The sequence below is a fragment of the Labilithrix luteola genome, from assembly GCF_001263205.1.
Taxonomy (GTDB): domain Bacteria; phylum Myxococcota_A; class Polyangia; order Polyangiales; family Polyangiaceae; genus Labilithrix; species Labilithrix luteola.
Window position 1 is genome coordinate 5391566 of the sequence record NZ_CP012333.1, and the last position, 15801, is coordinate 5407366.

Sequence of the window (15801 nt, forward strand, 5' to 3'; positions counted from 1 at the left end):
GCGTCGTGGAGCTCGTCTATTTCGTACTCTTCATAAGCATCCTCATCTTCATCCACGAGTTCGGGCATTTCGCATTCGCGAAGCTCTTCGGGGTGAAGGTGCTGACCTTCTCGATCGGCTTCGGCCCCAAGATCCTGAAGGTTCGCGGCAAAGAGACGGAGTACTGCATCGGGCTTCTGCCGTTTGGCGGCTTCGTGAAGATGCTCGAGGAAGGAAAGGCCCAAGAGCCGATCCTTCCCGAGGACAAGACGCGCACCTTCGAGGCTCAGTCCCTCTGGAAGCGCGTCGTGATCGTGCTCGCGGGGCCGGCGATGAACATCGTCTTCCCCATCGCGCTCTACACGTCGGTTTACCTCGAGGACCGCGAGTTCCTCTCGCCTGTCGTCGGCGTCGTCTTCCCGGGCAAGCCCGCCGACGGCAAGCTTCATCCCGGCGACACGATCCTCGCGGTCGGCGACATGCAGGTCTCGAGCTTCCCGGACGTGCAGAAGGCGTTCGCGAAGAACGCGGGCGTGCCGATGCTCGTGAGCGTGGAGCGTGACGGCAAGCCGGTGTCGGTGACCATCACGCCGTCCGACGAGATCGAAGTCGTCGAACCGAGCGAGCTCGATCTCTACGAGCACGTGGGGCGCATCGGTATCGCGCCCACCTTCGCCGCGCCCGTGATCGGCATCTCGCGCACCGACTCTCCCGCGTGGCGCGCGGGGCTTCGTACGTTCGACCGCATCACAGCCGTCAATGGCCGCAAGGTGGAGACGTTCATCGAGCTCCAGCGCCTCCTCACGCAGAACCGCGGCGACAACGTGAACCTCACCTACGTGAGGCCCATTCCCGTGCCGAACGCGCTCGGTGGTCTTTGCGACATCGCCGTGCTCGAAACGGGCATCGCGTCCCTCGCCCCGCGTCCTCGCGAAGAGGGCGCCGCCACGCGCGACGGAGATCCCGACGCGCGCGCCAAAGACGTGCTCGATCGAACCGGCATCGAGAGCGCGGAGATGTATGTTGCATCGGTCCCCGAGGGGTCGAGCGAGTGGCGCGCCGGGCTTCGAGCAGGCGATCGCGTCACGCATCTCGACGGCGTTCCTCAGCGCATGTGGAAGGTCGATCGGCGCGGTGGTTCCGTGCTCGACGACAACACGCTCGTCGGCCGTCTCAAGAGCGAACCGAATCGCGTCCACGAGCTCGTGTGGACGCGCGACGGCGAGCGCATGAGCGGCACGTTCCAGCTCCGCAAAGAGCGCTGGGACGAGCTCGGTCAACCCTACGAGCGTTACGTCTTCCGAAGCACGCACTGGGCGCCGCGTGCGCCGAGCAAGTTCGTGCCGAACCCGCACACGGTCGCGTACGCCGTGAAGCGCGGCTTCGAAGAGACGAAGAACGCGATCAGGTTCAACGTGGTCGGCTTCGTGCGCATCCTCCAGGGGCGCGTGAGCATCGCGACGGTGAGCGGACCGATCACGCTTTACGACGTCGCGGGCGATGCCGCGTCGAAGGGCGCGACGTACTTCGTCTGGGCGATGGCGGTGACGAGCGTGAATCTTGGGCTCATCAACCTGCTGCCCATTCCGGTTCTCGATGGCGGCCACCTCATGCTGTTCCTCGTGGAGTGGGTGAGGCGAAAGCCCGTGAGCCTGCGGACGCGCGAGCTTTCGAGCTTGGTCGGCATGACCGTGCTCGTCCTCTTGATGCTCCTCGCGTTCAAGAACGACGTGGCTCGCAAGTGGGACGTGATTGTCCTGCAGGCGCGCGAAATCGTTCAGTAAAGTTTCCGGGCTCGAGGTCCGTTCGTCTCATTCGGGTGCACGTGCCCGGCGACCGTGGCGCGGGTGGAGGCGGTGTGTCATAGCGGCTGCAATTTCCCCCATGCTCCGCTTTTCGCGAGTCTCTCCAGTCGTCACCGTGGTTACAGGCCTCACAGGCGTCACGGGCCTTTCGGGCTTCGCCCTTGTCTCGCTCGCCGCCGTCGCTGCCATGGCGCCGCTCGTGGCGTGTTCGAGCAGCGATCGGGTGGCCCCCGTCGAAACGACACCGGCTTCGACGAACCAGACGACCGAGCCGGCCCCGCCGAACGATTCGACGAACCAGAAGCCGAGTACACCCCGCAATCCGGACGAGGCTCAGGCGCCCGAGATCTCCTCGGTTGATCCGTCGCGGGCCATGGTCGGTACCGTCGGTCCGTCGATCGTCGTGACCGGCAACAACTTCGTACCGCGCTCGATCGTCCAGCTCGACGGCGCGCCGCTCGCCACGTCGTTCGTGAGTGAAACGGAGCTTCGCGCGACGATCCCGACGTCCAAGCTCGCCACGGTCGGCACGCTGCGTCTCTCGGTCGGCACCAGCGCTCCTGGCGGCGGCGCGAGTCGGGAGATCAGCTTCGAGGTCGAAAACCCCGTGGCCTCGGTGACGTCGCTGTCGCCACTGTCCGTGCTCGCGGGATCGGCGCAGACCCTGGTGCACCTCACGGGCACCGGGTTCGTTTCGGGAGCCAAGGTCATCTTCGGCGGCAACGAGCTCGCCACCACGTTCGTCAGCACGACGTCGCTCGACGCCATCGTTCCGGCGAACCTGCTCACCGCGTTCGGAAGCGTGCCGGTGAAGGTCCGCAATCCGACGCCCGGTGGCGGTGACTCGGGATCGATTGCGTTCACGGTCGCGAATCCCGATGCGGCGATCCAGAACATCAATCCCTCGGCGGCCTTCGTCGGCTCGGCTGCCGTCACGATGACCGTCAACGGCGGCGGCTTCGTCAATGCGAGCAACGTCGTCTTCAACGGCAACGCGCTTGCCACCACGTTCGTGAATGGCGGGCAGCTGACGGCCACGGTGCCCGCGACCATGCTCGGCGCTGCCGGAGATTTCCCGGTCACGGTCAGCAATCCGCCGCCCGGCGGCGGGGTGAGCACGCCGGTCGTCTTCCGCGTGCAGTATCCGGTACCGTCGCTCTCGTCACCGCTTTCACCGGCGACCATCGGTGCGGGAGCCGGCCCGACCGACGTGACCGTCACCGGCGTCGGCTTCTTCATCACGTCCCAGATCACGTTCGACAACGCGCCCGCCGCGACCACGTACGTCGACAGTACGCATCTCAAGGCGACGCTCTCGGCCGCTCAACTCGCCACCGCCGGCGCCATTGCGGTGCGCGTGGTGAACGGCACGCCGGGCGGCGGAACATCGGCCGCGCTCTCCTTCACGGTGACGAACCCCGCGCCGCAGATCACCGGGCTCAATCCGACGTCCGTGCCCGCCGCCTCGCCCGACCGAACGATCACGATCACCGGCACCGGCTTCGTGCCGTCGAGCATCGTGAAGGGCGGGGGAACCATCCTCTCTTCGAACTACGTGTCGAACACGCAGCTCACCGCGGTCGTGCCTTCCACGCAGCTCGTCAACCCGGGCAGCGTCGGCATCACCGTCACGAATCCCGCGCCGGGCGGCGGCAGCAGCGCCGCCAAGAACCTCATCATCGGGTGCGACACGAGCGGCGTTGACGTTCCGCTCACCACCGTCGGCACCCTTACGACGCTTCAGACGAACTTCACGAGCGCATCGAAGGGCTCACGCTTTTCGGCGAGCAGCTCGTGTGCGGTGACGACGATCGACCCGAGCAAACAGCAGCCGGTACGCTCGTGGATCGTCCAGAACACGACAGGTCAGACGGTCACGCTCTCGGCCTGGGCCGATTGCTCGACCATCACCAACGGCGATGCGTTCCTCACGTTCTACCGCCGCCCCACCGTTCCCACGACCGACGCCGAGCGTCTCGCGTGCGCGTCTGCCGTCTCCGAAGGCATCAACGGCGAGGGAGGCTACTCGAGCCCCGACAGCGGCGGCAGCCAGTACTGCCCCGGGCTCACCAAGGCGAATGGTGGAGGCCTCGTGCTCGGCGTCTGCGAGAAGGCCGTCGTCCAGATCCAACCCTGGGACGTTGCGAGCGCCACCTACCCGGCTCCGCCGCAAATTCGCGTCAAGCCGGAGTGATCGCGTCGGAAGCGCTTCGACGGAAGGCTGCGGGCTGGTAGTAGGGCGTCGTGGCACGCCCCCGCCTCGTCCCTACTGCGCGCTCGGTTGCTGCGGACGTTCTCGTTCGCGTCGAGCGGGATTCCGCCTTCGCCGCGGCAGCGCTCGACGTCGAGCTCGATCGCAACATCCAGCTCGAACCGCGCGACCGCGCGCTGGCGACGGAGCTCGTCTATGGCAGCCTTCGCCTTCGTGGTTGGCTCGAGGCGCGGCTCTCCCGTCATGCGCCGCGAGGTCTGTCGAACCTTCCGCCGGAGGTCCGCGCGATTCTCGTGATTGCGGCGTATCAGCTGCTCGCGCTCGAGCGCGTGCCGGCGTTCGCGGCCGTGAGCGAAGCGGTTTCGGGCGTCCGCGCCGTCGCGGGGGAACGTGTTTCGGGTTTTGCGAATGCGGTTCTGCGCAAGCTCTCGAAGGAGCCGAAGCCCACGACCGACGAGCTCGCGCGAGCGGCGCTGGCGTCGGCAGATCCGGCGCTGACGAAGGCGATTATCGAGTCGATCGGCGAGCCGGCCACGCTCGCTCTCTTCGCTGCGACCGAGCCTCCGCCGCTCGGCATTCGCGTGGAAGATGCAAGCACTCGAGACAGCTGGCTCGCAACGCTCCGCGAGGCGCGTCCGTCCGCGTCGATCGAGCCAGGGAGAGTTTCGCCGCACTCCATCGCACTCCGGGGGGCGGGTCGCCTCACCGATTTGCCCGGCTTCGCCGACGGCGCGTGGACGCCACAAGAAGAAGGCTCGCAGGTCGTCGCGCTCGCTCTCGGCGCTCGTGAAGGCGACGTCGTGCTCGACGCGTGTGCGGGTCGCGGGAACAAGACCGGGCTCCTCGCGCGTGCCGTCGGAGTGTCCGGAGCCGTCGATGCGGCTGACCTTCATCCGAAGAAGCTCGAGCGCCTGGAGCGAGAGCTCGGCCGTATTGGTCAGCGGCCTCGTTCGACGTTCGCCGTCGATTGGGCTTCGGGAACGGGCGGAGCAACGGGGCCGTACGATCGCGTGCTCGTCGATGCCCCCTGCTCGGGAACCGGAACCGTTCGCCGTCGTCCAGAGCTCCTCCTTCGTCGCGCCGCGAGCGATCTCGACGATCTCGCGTCGCTCCAGCGCTCGATTCTCTCGCGCGCGGCAACGCTCGTTCGCCCGGGCGGACGCCTGGTCTACGCCGTCTGCAGCGTTTTGCGCGCCGAAGCCGAAGCGGTCGTCGAGCACGCGCGTCAGTGCGGACTCACGCCTGCGCCGTTCGATGCGCCCGTCGCGGCGATCGTTGCCCCTGGCGACGCCACGTCGTTCCGCTTGCTCCCGAGTGAGCACGGTACGGATGGGTACTTCGTCGCGTCGTTCGTTCGAACTTGAAAGGTGCTCGGCGAAGGCCGAGCCGGTCCGAACGTCGAGGGGGGCCAATCACGAGGGCCGAACTTCGGAACGCATAATTTTCGCCGTGCCGATCGCGTGAAGTGGGAACGACGGCAGGGGAAGGCCTTGAGAGGGGGCGGGCCCTACGCTAGCTTGCGTGCCGCGATGCTAGACGTCACCGTGCCGCAGCTTGGCGAAAGCGTTACCGAAGGAACGATCACGAAGTGGCTGGTCAAAGAGGGCGACGTCGTCCAGAAGGACCAGTCGATTGCGGAGATCGCCACCGACAAGGCCGATAGCGAACTCCCTGCGCCCAGCGCAGGTCGAATCGCGAAGCTCCTCGCGAAGGAGGGCGACGTCGTTCCGGTTCGCTCGGTCATCTGCCAGATCGAAGAAGGCGTGATGCAGCCGACGTCGGCGCCCGCGGCCGCTGCTCCGGCTCCCGCCGCTGCTCCGGCGGCCAACGCCTCGGGCTCGCTCGGACCGCTCGCTTCGCCGAACACGCGTCGCGCCGCTCTCGAGCAGGGCGTGAACATCGAGAACGTTCGCGGCTCGGGTGATCGCGGTCGCATCACCGTCGACGACGTGATGCGCGCCGTTCCCCCGCGCACCGAGCCCCCGATGGCCCCCGCGCTCCGCGCCCAGGCCGAGTCGCAGGTTGCTCGTTCGGTCGCCGCGGCCCCCGCGCCTTCGGCTCCCACCGCGCAGCTCGCGCAGATGATCAACCAGGGCGGCGGCTTCGTTCCCCCGGTGCCCGGCGTCGGCTTCGGTTCGTTCAAGGTTCCCGCCTACCGCGAGAACCCGGGCGACAAGATCACGCCCTTCACGCGTCGTCGCCGCATCACGGCGGACCACATGGTCTACTCGAAGCTCGTGTCGCCCCACGTGGTGACCGTTGCCGAGTGCGACTTGTACCGCGTGTCGAAGCTCCGCGAGGCGAACAAGGATCGCTACAAGAAGGAAGGCATGGGCCTCACCATGCTCGCCTTCGTGACGGTCGCCGTCGCCCGCGCGCTCCGTGAGAACCCCGCGCTCAACTCGCGCGTCCTCAACGATGCGTTCGTCACCTACAAGGACATCAACATCGGCGTCGCCGTCGACTCGCCGGACGGCCTCGTCGTTCCGGTCGTTCGTCGCGCCGACGAGCTCGGTGTTCGCGGCATCGTTCGCTCGATCGACGAGCTCGCGGGTCGTGCGCGCACCGGCAAGATCACGGTCGACGACCTCTCGGGCGCGACCTTCTCGGTCTCGAACCCCGGCCTGAAGGGCAACCTCTTCGGCGGCGCGATCATCAACCAGCCGAACGCCGGCATCCTCCGCATGGGCGAGATCAAGAAGCGCCCCGTGGTCGTCGAAGGCGCGGACGGCGAGGATCAGATCGCCATCCACCCGGTCATGTACGTGGCCCTCAGCTACGACCACCGCATCGTCGACGGCGTAGCCGCGAACTCGTTCCTCTGGCGCGTTCGCGACCTTCTCGAGAAGGCGGAATTCGAAGTCTGATCCTTCCTAAGGATCCACGATGACGGCGCTACGGCCGGGGACTCGTTCCTCGGCCGTTTTGCTTGTGGCGAACAAAGTCCGTGCGCCCGCGGGCAGCCGAGCGTCTTCGCGCCCGAAGTTCACGTAGATCGTCCGTGAGTCGAGCGGCGTACGGCGATGCACGACGAGCACGTTGCCCTCGGCTCGTGCGGATACCTCTCCGAGATTGCAGCGCACGCGAAGCACGGGATCCGACCGGCGCAGCGAGAGCATCGTTCGATAGACGTCGAGCACGCGTGCATGCGGCGGGCTCATGCGCTCGCTCCAATCGAGCTTCGAGCGCGTGAAGGTGGTCTCCTCTTGGGGATCGGGAATGGTGCGAGCAACCGCGCGATCCGCGAAGGCCTCGAAGCTCGCGAACTCGCGACGGCGCCCTTCCGAGACATGACGACCGAGATCGCCGTCGAGGTGGCTGAAAAAGAGGAACGGCGTGGTTGCGGCCCATTCTTCGCCCATGAAGAGCAGCGGGGTCATCGGTAGGAAGAGCAGCAGCGTGGCCACCGCGCAGTACGTGTCGAGATCGAGGCCGTCGGGACCCGCGAGCCGATCTCCGAACGCGCGGTTGCCGATCTGATCGTGATTCTGCAGGCAATAGACGAGCGCCTCCGGTGGCACGCCGCTGCTCGGCTTTCCTCGCGGCCGTCCTTTCCACGGCGCGGCGGCGTACGGTTCGCCCTGGAACAGCCAGCCTTGCGCGATGGTGCGTGCGAGGTCCGGGAGGCCACGCTCGTAGGCGGCGTAGTAGCCATCGCGCTCGCCGGTCAGCACCACGTGCAGCTGATGATGGAAGTCGTCTGCCCAGATGCCGTCGGCACCGAGCTCGCCGAACATCGCCGGATCGTTGCGGGCGTCTTCGAAGAACACGGCTCGGCGCGGAGCCATCTCGTGCGCCACCGATGTGAGCTCGTGCAGAACGTGACGTGTCGAGTCGTCGTGGATGGAGTGAGTGGCATCCAGCCGTAGACCGTCGATGCCGAATTCTTCGAGCCAATAACGTGCATTTTGCACGACGAGGCCGCGCATCCGCGGGTTCTCGAAGTTCGGAGCAACCCCCCACGGCGTCGTGACCTTGGTCGAGAAGTACTCGGGCGCGTAACGCGCGAGGTAGTTTCCCGACGGTCCGAAGTGGTTGTAGACGACGTCAAGCAGCACCGCGATCCCGCGCTCGTGAGCAGCTCGCACCAACTCGCGAAGATCGTCCGGTGTGCCGTACGCAGGATGGACGGCGAAAAGCGCTACGCCGTCGTAGCCCCAACCTCGCTCGCCCGCGAAGGCGGCGACGGGCATGAGCTCGACCACGTCGATGCCGAGCTCGACCAGATCGTCGAGCTTCTCGATGGCCGAACGGAACGTGCCTTCCGTCGTGAACGTGCCCACGTGGAGCTCGTAGATCACCCACGCGTGCAGCGGATGCACGTGGCGCAAAGCGGGCTCGCGCGCATCGGCGACGACTCTTGCCGGTCCGTGCACCCCGAAGGGGAGTGCCCGCGCGTAGGGATCGGGCGTTTCCACACCATCGAGAACGAAGAGGTAGAGCGCGCCTTCGCGAACGTCGCCGAAGTGCCCGACGAAAACGTGATCGGCTTGGGGCTCGAGACGTTCGGTACGGAGTACGCGGCGCGCTTCGTCGAAGAAGCGAACCTCCACACGCTTGGCTCGAGTCGCCCAAACCGTGAACGTGGTTCCGCCTGCTTCGAGGCGCGCGCCGAGCCCGCGGTCGTCGGTGCCTTGGATGCTCAGGGCGACTCCGCGTGTGAGCGTACGCTCTCCTCCTCGAGTCGGAAATCGATGACCGTCATCGGAGGAGGGGTCACGTCTTCGACACCGTTCAATTTGGCGCAGATGATTTCGAGAAGTGCATCGATGGCGGCTTCTTCGGAGGCTCCTAGGGCCTCGACGCAGAGCTCGGCGCAAGCGGCGCGACAGCCGCCCTCGGCAGGGGTGATCACGTAACGGTAGATCTTGTCCTTCGGCATGATGCCCGGCATCGACGGCTGACGATCAGCGTTCATGGCTCTACCCTCCGAGCGACGTCGAAGACGACGCGACGAGACTCGTTCGAGCTGGTCAGCTTTGCAGGGCCGATGCCAGGGCATGCGCGCCGCGCCGGCCTCCGTCTTTGGCTCGGAGACGGGGGTGCGATGCAGGACACCATGCGGCGTCGCGGGGCATTCGTGTCGCGACGTCCAGCACGAGCGTGACACTTCGCTACCCCCCGACGGCGGGACGCGTCATGACCGATAGCACCGCGCCGCTCCAATGTTTCGTGACGAAACACAGGGTGCGAACCGGACCATCCGCAAACGGCCCGTGTCTCTTTGACACCTAGAAATCCGAGCTCGTCAGTGGCGAGACCGGCGGCACCACGCGAAGAGCAAGGCGAAGGCGGCGCCTCCGATGCCGGCGAAGGCCGCGGTCAGGGGCTTGCCCGGTGTCGTACGACACGAGCATCCGCTGTCGTCGTCGACCTTCGCGCCCGTCGTCGTCGTGCTGCCGTCGCCGGCGTTCGGTCCGCCGTCGGCGCCTCCATCCGCGAATGCGTCGCAACCGAGCACGCTCTGTTGCGTGGGCCACACTTGCGCGCATTGGGTGGTCGTCTTGCTCGTCCCGTCGCACGCGAGCGCTCCGCGGATGTCGCAGAAGTGAGCTTTGGTGTCGAACGTCGCGCCGTCGTCCTTCGAGAAGGCCGCGATGAAGCCGCTCTTCTCGCTCGAGCACGCCCAGAGGCCATCGGCCGCGAGGGTAAGACAGCCCACTTCGATGGTGCTCTTCTGGGTGAAGGCGAAGTCCGTGGTGCTCGCGACCTGCAAGCCTTCTTTCGGGCCGCCGAGGTAGACCTTCTTTCCGTCCGGCGCGAGGGCAAAACCCGAAAGTGCCGCCTGGCTCGTGTAGATCGTCTTCCAGTTCTTGCCGGCGTCTTCGGTGAGCATGATGCGCCCCGGTTTGTCGGCGCCGCTCCACGTACGCACGTAGACGCGATCGGCATTCGTTGGGTCGACGGCCGCGATGAACGGCGCGCGTTCGCCGGCGACGAGCGGGAAGGGGAGCTCTTCGAACGTCTTGCCGCGATCGAGCGAGACCATGAAGACGCCGCTCGGTGTCACGCCGGGCGCACGAACCGCCGTGACGTAGAGCCGTTGGTCGTCGCTCGGCGCCATGTCGACTGTCTCGCCGAAGAGTGTGCCGTCGAACGTCCAGGGCATCGCCGTGAACGTCTCCGCCTGGTCCTTCGACTCGTAGAGGACGGACTTGTAGGTCACGTTCCCGGCGTCGTCGATGTTGTCGTAGCCCGACTGGAAGGTGACCACCGTGTTCGGTTCGGCGGCACGCGACGTGAGGTCGATGAAGATGCCGTCTTTGAGGGGGCCGCCCACGAACGAGAAGTTGCAGCCCTTGTCGTGCGAGACGGTCACGCCTTGGAACGTCGAGCCGACGAACGTGCCGTTCGGCGCGACCCAGTACATCGGGTCCTCGATGCCCGCGAGGCCAATGGAGTTCTCGCAGACCCAATCCCAGCTCTTGCCGCGGTCGTGCGAGATCAGAAGACCGAACGTGACGCGAAGGAGCACCAGGTCCGGATCGTTCTGCGCGAGGAAGACGGCATTCGTCTCCGGAAACCGTCCGTTGGCGAAGGCCGGCGTGGAGAAGGCCGTGAGCAGGGCAGCGGCGACGGGGAGCGCGAGGAGGGCTTTCCGCACGTCGGATACACTATCGCATCACCAGGCGTATGCCTCGGGCGCCGCGCCACCGGGGCCCGGAAAAATGGCATCGAGCTCCTTCAGCACGCCCTCGTCGAGTGGTTTGCCCACCGTTCTCACGGCGCTCTCGAGCTGATCCATGGTCCGCGGGCCGACGATCGGCGCCGTCACGGCCGGGTTTGCCAAAAGCCACGCGAGTCCCACGTCCGCCGGATCTCTTCCAATGCGCGCGCAGAGCGCCTCGTACTTCTCGAGTGCCGGCCGGTGCTTCTCGACGTTCTTCTGTGCGGCTTCGCTGGTGCGGCGCCCTTCGGCCTGCTTCTTCAACGCTCCACCGAGGATGCCTCCCTTGAGCGGGCTCCACGGAATGAGACCGAGGCCGTATTCCTGGCACGCCGGAATGACCTCCAGCTCGATCGTACGATCGATCAGGTTGTAGAGACTCTGCTCGGAGACGAGCCCGAGGAAGTGACGCGCGCGGGCTGTCTCGCATGCGCGTGCGATGTGCCAACCCGCGAAGTTCGAGGAGCCGACGTAGATCACCTTGCCTTGGCGAACGAGGGTCTCCATCGCCTGCCAGATCTCTTCCCACGGCGCCCCGCGGTCGACGTGGTGCATCTGATAGAGCTCGATCGCCTCGGTCTTCATCCGCCGAAGCGACGCTTCGCAAGCGCGCATGATGTGCATGGCCGACAGGCGTGACTCGTTGGGCCAGTCGCCCATCGAGCCGTAGACCTTCGTGGCGAGGACGACCTTCTCGCGACGCCCTCCACCTTGTGCGAACCAGCGCCCGAGGATCTGCTCGGTCCAACCTTCACCCTTCTTCCAGCCGTAGACGTTCGCGGTGTCGAAGAAGTTGATTCCGTGCTCGATCGCGCGATCCATGATGCGAAAGGCATCGGCTTCGGTCGTCTGCGGACCGAAGTTCATCGTGCCGAGACAGAGGCGGCTGACTTTCAGGCCCGTTCGTCCGAGGTGCGCGTAGTCCATGACGCGGCAGCGTAGGCTTGCGTAGGGGGCCGGTCTAGGGACCGCGAGAGGCGGGCATCGCCGAAAGATGACGGTCGTGTAAGAATCGCCGCAACGAACAGCGGCGCGCTGCTCAAGGTCGCGAAATAGTCGTCACGCGACGATCAAGCGGACGACGGCATACACGCCGAACGCAGCTCCCGCAGCGATCTGGACGACCGAAATCCGTCGGTAGATCGCCTTCACCTCGTTCGGCCGGCAGACCCAGAGGGCGCCCGCAATCATGGGCACGGCGAGTCCGGCGAGAACCGCGGCCTCGATCGGTCGTCCGCCCGCACGCGCGGAGAGCGCGGCGAATGCCGAGCCGATCGTCGAGAGAACCGCGGCGGCGAGAGCAACGCCACGACGGCCGAGCACGATGGCCACCGTGCGATCGCCGCGCTTGCGGTCTTCCGCGATCTGGAAGAGCTGGGTGAGGGGATACAAGGCGCCGACGAGCGCGACGGCGGCGACGATGCCGTAGACCATCTCGAGGCTCCAGCGAGCGTGGCGGTCGGCGACCATCCCGGCGAGCGTTCCTAGGCCGCCCTGACCGATCATCACGACGAGCCAGCTTGCCCAGGGCTTGCCCTTCCACCGCGTGCGTGGGTGCGAATAGAGCACCCCGAGAATCGCGAAGGCCGCACATGCGAGGAGAAAACCATCGCTGACGCCCGCGGCAGCGATGAGCCCCAAGCCCTGCAGAACGAAGCTACCAGGGAGAAGCCACGGCCCCGCCGGTGGCGGATTGGCGAGCCCACCGACCGGTCCCTCGTCACGATCATAGTGAGAATTGTAGGCGGTCGTTCCTCCGTAGAAGCAGACGTGGAGGACCACGAAGGCGACGAGGAAGCGTGGCGAGATGCGCGCGTGCGCGAGCGCCGCACCCCACAGCATGAACGGGGCGAGCACGAGCTGGAACGGCAGCCTCAAATGGACCAGGAAATTGGTCGCGCACTCGCGAATGGGCGGCAACGACTCGGCTACGGCGACGTCCGGGAAGTGGCACGCAGTACGCACCGGGCGATCCGTCGCCATGGGTCGCTTGCTGTCGCGCTCGTGCATGAAAGTTCTCCTCGGCACGCTGGTGCGGGGCGTCGGTCTCGTCGTCGGTGTCACGTCCACCGTGCTCGTCAGCGGACCAGCCCGCGCGGATGCAAGTTCACAACCGGTGAGCGCGACCCGAGATGCGTCCGACCCGCGTTGGGTCCAAGGTCAAGTGAGCGTTGCCGCACCGCCCGACGAGGTCTGGGCTCAGCTGAAGCACGTCGACGCGTGGACCAAGTACTTCTCCGACATCAAACGCTTCCGCGTTCTCTCGTGCGCCGAGACGTCGTGCAAGATCCAGCTGGAAACCAAGACGCTTTCGCACGGCTCGCTCCCGTACGAGGTCGAGTTCCTCGAGGGGCGACGCATGAAGGTGTGGACGAACGAGATGGGCGTGAAGGCCGTTACGTACACCACCGTGCGCCAAGGGCAGACGCCGAACGAATCCAACGTGGTCTATTCGATGTTCCTCGAGGTCTCGGGCGCCCCGTCGCTTCTGATCTCCGAGAAGTCGCTGCGGCAGAAGCAAGAGCACATGGTCACGACTACCCTCGAGGACATGAACAAGTCGTTTGCTCGACGTTGACCTCACGTGACCTCGCCACGCTTCGTGGCGTTCTTGTCGTGTGCGTGTCCATGAAACGCGGCTCTGCTCGACGGCACGCGTGCTGCAGATCTCGTCGGTCGCCGCCGCTCGGCGTCCCCACGACGATGACACACTCCCCCTATCGCGTCGCAACGCGCCTCTCCGGTTTCGAAATCGTTCGCCCTGCGTACGAAACGTCGCAAGCCGGCAGCCTCGAATGGCTGTCGCGCCTGCACGCCGCTTCGGCACGCGCCGCATCGACGGACCCAGCTTCGTTCGATGGTCGGGCGTACGCCGCGCAAGTCAGCAAGCTCCTCGCGCGGGTCGGCTGTTCGCCCGAGAAGATCGCGGCGCGGGGATACGAGGTCGCGGACATCTCCCATACGCGCTGGGAGGACATGCTCGTCTACGACGTCGTGCGCCGTCCCGACGGTGCTCCGGCCGGCACTCGTACCGAGGTGTTCATGCGCGCCGCCGAGCGCGCCTTCGAGCGTCTCTACGCGACCGTGTGGACTCCGCCGTCCGATCTGATCCACGTCACGTGCACGGGCTATGCGTCGCCGAGTGCCGCGCAGCGGCTCGTGACGCGACGAGGCTGGGGAGAGACGACGCGCGTCACGCACGCCTATCACATGGGTTGCTACGCGGCGCTTCCTGCCATCCGCATGGCGGCGGGGTTTCTCGCGTCGGCCTCCAACGCTTCGTCCCGCGCGGACATCGTGCATACCGAAATCTGTTCACTGCATCTGCACCCTGCGGAGCATGCTCCCGAGCAGCTCGTCGTGCAGAGCCTCTTCGCGGACGGGCACGTTCGCTACTCCGTCGTGCGGGGCGGCGAGAGCGACGGCAAGAGCCTCACGCTCCTCTCTGCACGCGAAGTGCTCGTCCCCGACTCGTCGGGTGCCATGTCGTGGATCGTCTCGGACACCGGGATGGCCATGACCCTCGCGCGCGACGTCCCCATGCGCATCGCACGCGGCGTTCGCGAGTTCGTAGCTTCGCTCTACGCCGAGGGGAAACTCGACATGCGTCGTGACCTGGAGCGAACGGTCTTCGCCGTCCATCCGGGCGGTCCGAGGATCATCGAGGGCATCCAGCAAGCACTCGAGCTCACGGATGCGCAGACGGCGGCGAGTCGTGAGGTGCTCTTCCGCTTCGGCAACATGTCGTCGTCCACGCTTCCGCACGTGTGGACCGCCCTCATGAACGACGCCGGTGTCACCACCGGCACGCCCATCGTGAGCCTCGCGTTCGGGCCCGGCCTCACCATGTGCGGCGCGCTGATGATCAAGGAGTAGGTCGGATGCTCGCGTCGTGGCCGTTGCTCGCGCCGCCGCTCGTGCAGGCACTGGCAATGGTCTTCGACGAGTTCTATTTCCATCGCCAGCGAGGGCTTGGCGCATGGGAGCGCATCGGTCATCCGCTCGATACGATGACGGTGCTCGCGTGTCTGGCGTGGATTCTGTTCGTTCAGCCCTCGCAACGTGCGGTGGAGATCTACGTGGTGCTCGCCATCGTCTCGTGTCTGTTCGTGACGAAGGACGAGTTCGTTCATGCGCGTCGCTGCAGCTCGGCCGAGCAATGGCTTCACGCGCTGCTCTTCGTGCTGCACCCTCTCACCCTTGCGTCGTACGGCCTGATGTGGCCGGCCATCCATCTCGGCGACAGCGAGCTTCCCTCGTTTCTCCGTGCGACGCGCCCTCTGACCACGTTCGTCGTGGGCCAGTCCGTGTTGACCACGGCATTTCTTCTCTATCAAACCATCTATTGGAATCTCCTTCGGAGGCGCTCATGGACGCCAATGCGACCATCCCCCGACGTCAGGTGAACAACGCCATCTACGAGGCGCTCGGCGCGCGGTGGTACGAGGCGCAGGACGATCCCGTCGCGCTGCTTCGGGCCGAAGCTCGTCTGCGGAACCCCTGGGTCATCGAGCGCATCGCCAAGCGGTTCGCCAATCGGCATCCGCGGATTCTCGACGTGGGCTGCGGTGCAGGGTTTCTCTCCAATGCGCTGGCCAAGAAGGGCTTCGACGTGACCGGCGTAGACGTGTCGCCGCAGAGCCTGCACGTGGCCGCCGAACACGATCTCACGGCCAGCGTGCGCTATCGCGTGGCCGATGCGTGTGCGCTCCCGTACACCGATCGGTCCTTCGACGTCGTCTGCGCGATGGACTTCCTCGAGCACGTCGAGGATCCCTCGAAGGTCATCGCCGAGGCGGCCCGCGTGCTCGCCCCGGGAGGACTCTTTTTCTTCCACACGTTCAATCGCACGCCGCTCGCGTGGCTGGTGGTCCTCAAGGGCGTCGAGTGGTTCGTCGACAACGTGCCCCCCGACCTCCACCTCTATCGGCTCTTTCTCAAGCCGAAGGAGGTCGAAGCCATGTGCCAAAAGGCGGGGCTCGACGTGACCGAGCTCACGGGCTCGCGCCCGGTCATCGGCTCGAGGGCGTTCCTTCGATTGCTCCTCACGGGCGTCGTGCCGAAGGACTTCGCGTTCACCTTCTCCAGCTCGACGCAGGTCGCTTACACGGGCGTAGCGACGCGGACGCGCTGACGAC

At 66.2% G+C, this 15801-nt stretch carries 13 protein-coding genes; 8 read left to right on the forward strand and 5 right to left on the reverse strand.

Annotated elements, in window-relative coordinates:
- The first annotated feature begins 5 nt into the window (after positions 1-5).
- The 4 genes from rseP to AKJ09_RS23785 all read left to right on the forward strand — a co-directional run bounded on the left by rseP (position 6) and on the right by AKJ09_RS23785 (position 6863).
- Positions 6-1763, forward strand: coding sequence for an RIP metalloprotease RseP (rseP, locus tag AKJ09_RS23770; protein ID WP_146649496.1), 1758 nt, complete (start codon positions 6-8; stop codon positions 1761-1763).
- 100 nt (positions 1764-1863) lie between these two features.
- Positions 1864-3978, forward strand: coding sequence for an IPT/TIG domain-containing protein (locus AKJ09_RS23775; protein WP_146649497.1), 2115 nt, complete (start codon positions 1864-1866; stop codon positions 3976-3978).
- Between the two features lie 50 nt (positions 3979-4028).
- A complete protein-coding gene (locus tag AKJ09_RS23780) occupies positions 4029-5360 on the forward strand; it encodes an RsmB/NOP family class I SAM-dependent RNA methyltransferase (RefSeq protein WP_146649498.1) in 1332 nt (443 codons plus the stop codon).
- Positions 5361-5525: 165 nt separating this feature from the next.
- Positions 5526-6863 (forward strand): dihydrolipoamide acetyltransferase family protein, encoded by a 1338-nt coding sequence (locus AKJ09_RS23785; RefSeq protein ID WP_146649499.1) that lies wholly within the window; start codon positions 5526-5528, stop codon positions 6861-6863.
- Between the two features lie 6 nt (positions 6864-6869).
- Here the strand turns inward: AKJ09_RS23785 and treZ are convergent, their stop codons facing one another.
- The 5 genes from treZ to AKJ09_RS23805 all read right to left on the reverse strand — a co-directional run bounded on the left by treZ (position 6870) and on the right by AKJ09_RS23805 (position 12673).
- Positions 6870-8642: a malto-oligosyltrehalose trehalohydrolase gene (gene treZ / locus AKJ09_RS23790; protein WP_146655638.1), complete on the reverse strand. Its 1773-nt coding sequence runs from the start codon at positions 8640-8642 to the stop codon at positions 6870-6872.
- Positions 8639-8914, reverse strand: coding sequence for a hypothetical protein (locus AKJ09_RS53215; RefSeq protein ID WP_169927123.1), 276 nt, complete (start codon positions 8912-8914; stop codon positions 8639-8641). Before AKJ09_RS53215 ends, treZ begins: the two co-directional genes overlap by 4 nt.
- 330 nt (positions 8915-9244) lie before the next feature.
- The gene (locus tag AKJ09_RS23795) at positions 9245-10600 is read right to left on the reverse strand and encodes a hypothetical protein (RefSeq protein WP_146649500.1); all 1356 of its coding nucleotides are present in this window, start codon (positions 10598-10600) and stop codon (positions 9245-9247) included.
- Positions 10601-10618: 18 nt separating this feature from the next.
- Complete coding sequence (locus AKJ09_RS23800; RefSeq protein ID WP_146649501.1) at positions 10619-11590, reverse strand: aldo/keto reductase; 972 nt, start codon at positions 11588-11590, stop codon at positions 10619-10621.
- A 132-nt stretch (positions 11591-11722) separates the two neighbouring features.
- Complete coding sequence (locus AKJ09_RS23805; RefSeq protein ID WP_146649502.1) at positions 11723-12673, reverse strand: UbiA family prenyltransferase; 951 nt, start codon at positions 12671-12673, stop codon at positions 11723-11725.
- Here AKJ09_RS23805 and AKJ09_RS53220 point away from each other — a divergent pair.
- The 4 genes from AKJ09_RS53220 (at position 12672) to ubiG (ending at position 15797) form a co-directional block, all read left to right on the forward strand.
- On the forward strand, positions 12672-13241 hold the full coding sequence (locus tag AKJ09_RS53220; RefSeq protein WP_169927798.1) for an SRPBCC family protein: 570 nt from the start codon (positions 12672-12674) through the stop codon (positions 13239-13241). The two genes, AKJ09_RS23805 and AKJ09_RS53220, sit on opposite strands and share 2 nt — an antisense overlap.
- 125 nt (positions 13242-13366) lie before the next feature.
- A complete protein-coding gene (locus AKJ09_RS53225) occupies positions 13367-14539 on the forward strand; it encodes a 3-oxoacyl-[acyl-carrier-protein] synthase III C-terminal domain-containing protein (RefSeq protein WP_169927799.1) in 1173 nt (390 codons plus the stop codon).
- Positions 14540-14544: 5 nt separating this feature from the next.
- On the forward strand, positions 14545-15069 hold the full coding sequence (locus AKJ09_RS23815; protein ID WP_146649504.1) for a hypothetical protein: 525 nt from the start codon (positions 14545-14547) through the stop codon (positions 15067-15069).
- On the forward strand, positions 15033-15797 hold the full coding sequence (gene ubiG / locus AKJ09_RS23820) for a bifunctional 2-polyprenyl-6-hydroxyphenol methylase/3-demethylubiquinol 3-O-methyltransferase UbiG (RefSeq protein ID WP_146649505.1): 765 nt from the start codon (positions 15033-15035) through the stop codon (positions 15795-15797). The genes AKJ09_RS23815 and ubiG overlap by 37 nt, the downstream gene beginning before the upstream one ends.
- Positions 15798-15801: the final 4 nt, after the last annotated feature.

Excerpts from the sequence above, each read along its gene's own strand:
- AKJ09_RS23775 (WP_146649497.1), top strand. The coding sequence starts at position 1,864 with ATGCTCCGCTTTTCGCGAGTCTCTCCAGTCGTCACCGTGGTTACAGGC.
- AKJ09_RS23785 (WP_146649499.1), top strand. The coding sequence starts at position 5,526 with ATGCTAGACGTCACCGTGCCGCAGCTTGGCGAAAGCGTTACCGAAGGA.
- AKJ09_RS53215 (WP_169927123.1), bottom strand. The coding sequence starts at position 8,914 with ATGAACGCTGATCGTCAGCCGTCGATGCCGGGCATCATGCCGAAGGAC.
- AKJ09_RS23800 (WP_146649501.1), bottom strand. The coding sequence starts at position 11,590 with ATGGACTACGCGCACCTCGGACGAACGGGCCTGAAAGTCAGCCGCCTC.
- AKJ09_RS53220 (WP_169927798.1), top strand. The coding sequence starts at position 12,672 with ATGAAAGTTCTCCTCGGCACGCTGGTGCGGGGCGTCGGTCTCGTCGTC.
- AKJ09_RS23805 (WP_146649502.1), bottom strand. The coding sequence starts at position 12,673 with ATGCACGAGCGCGACAGCAAGCGACCCATGGCGACGGATCGCCCGGTG.
- AKJ09_RS53225 (WP_169927799.1), top strand. The coding sequence starts at position 13,367 with ATGACACACTCCCCCTATCGCGTCGCAACGCGCCTCTCCGGTTTCGAA.
- AKJ09_RS23815 (WP_146649504.1), top strand. The coding sequence starts at position 14,545 with ATGCTCGCGTCGTGGCCGTTGCTCGCGCCGCCGCTCGTGCAGGCACTG.
- ubiG (WP_146649505.1), top strand. The coding sequence starts at position 15,033 with ATGGACGCCAATGCGACCATCCCCCGACGTCAGGTGAACAACGCCATC.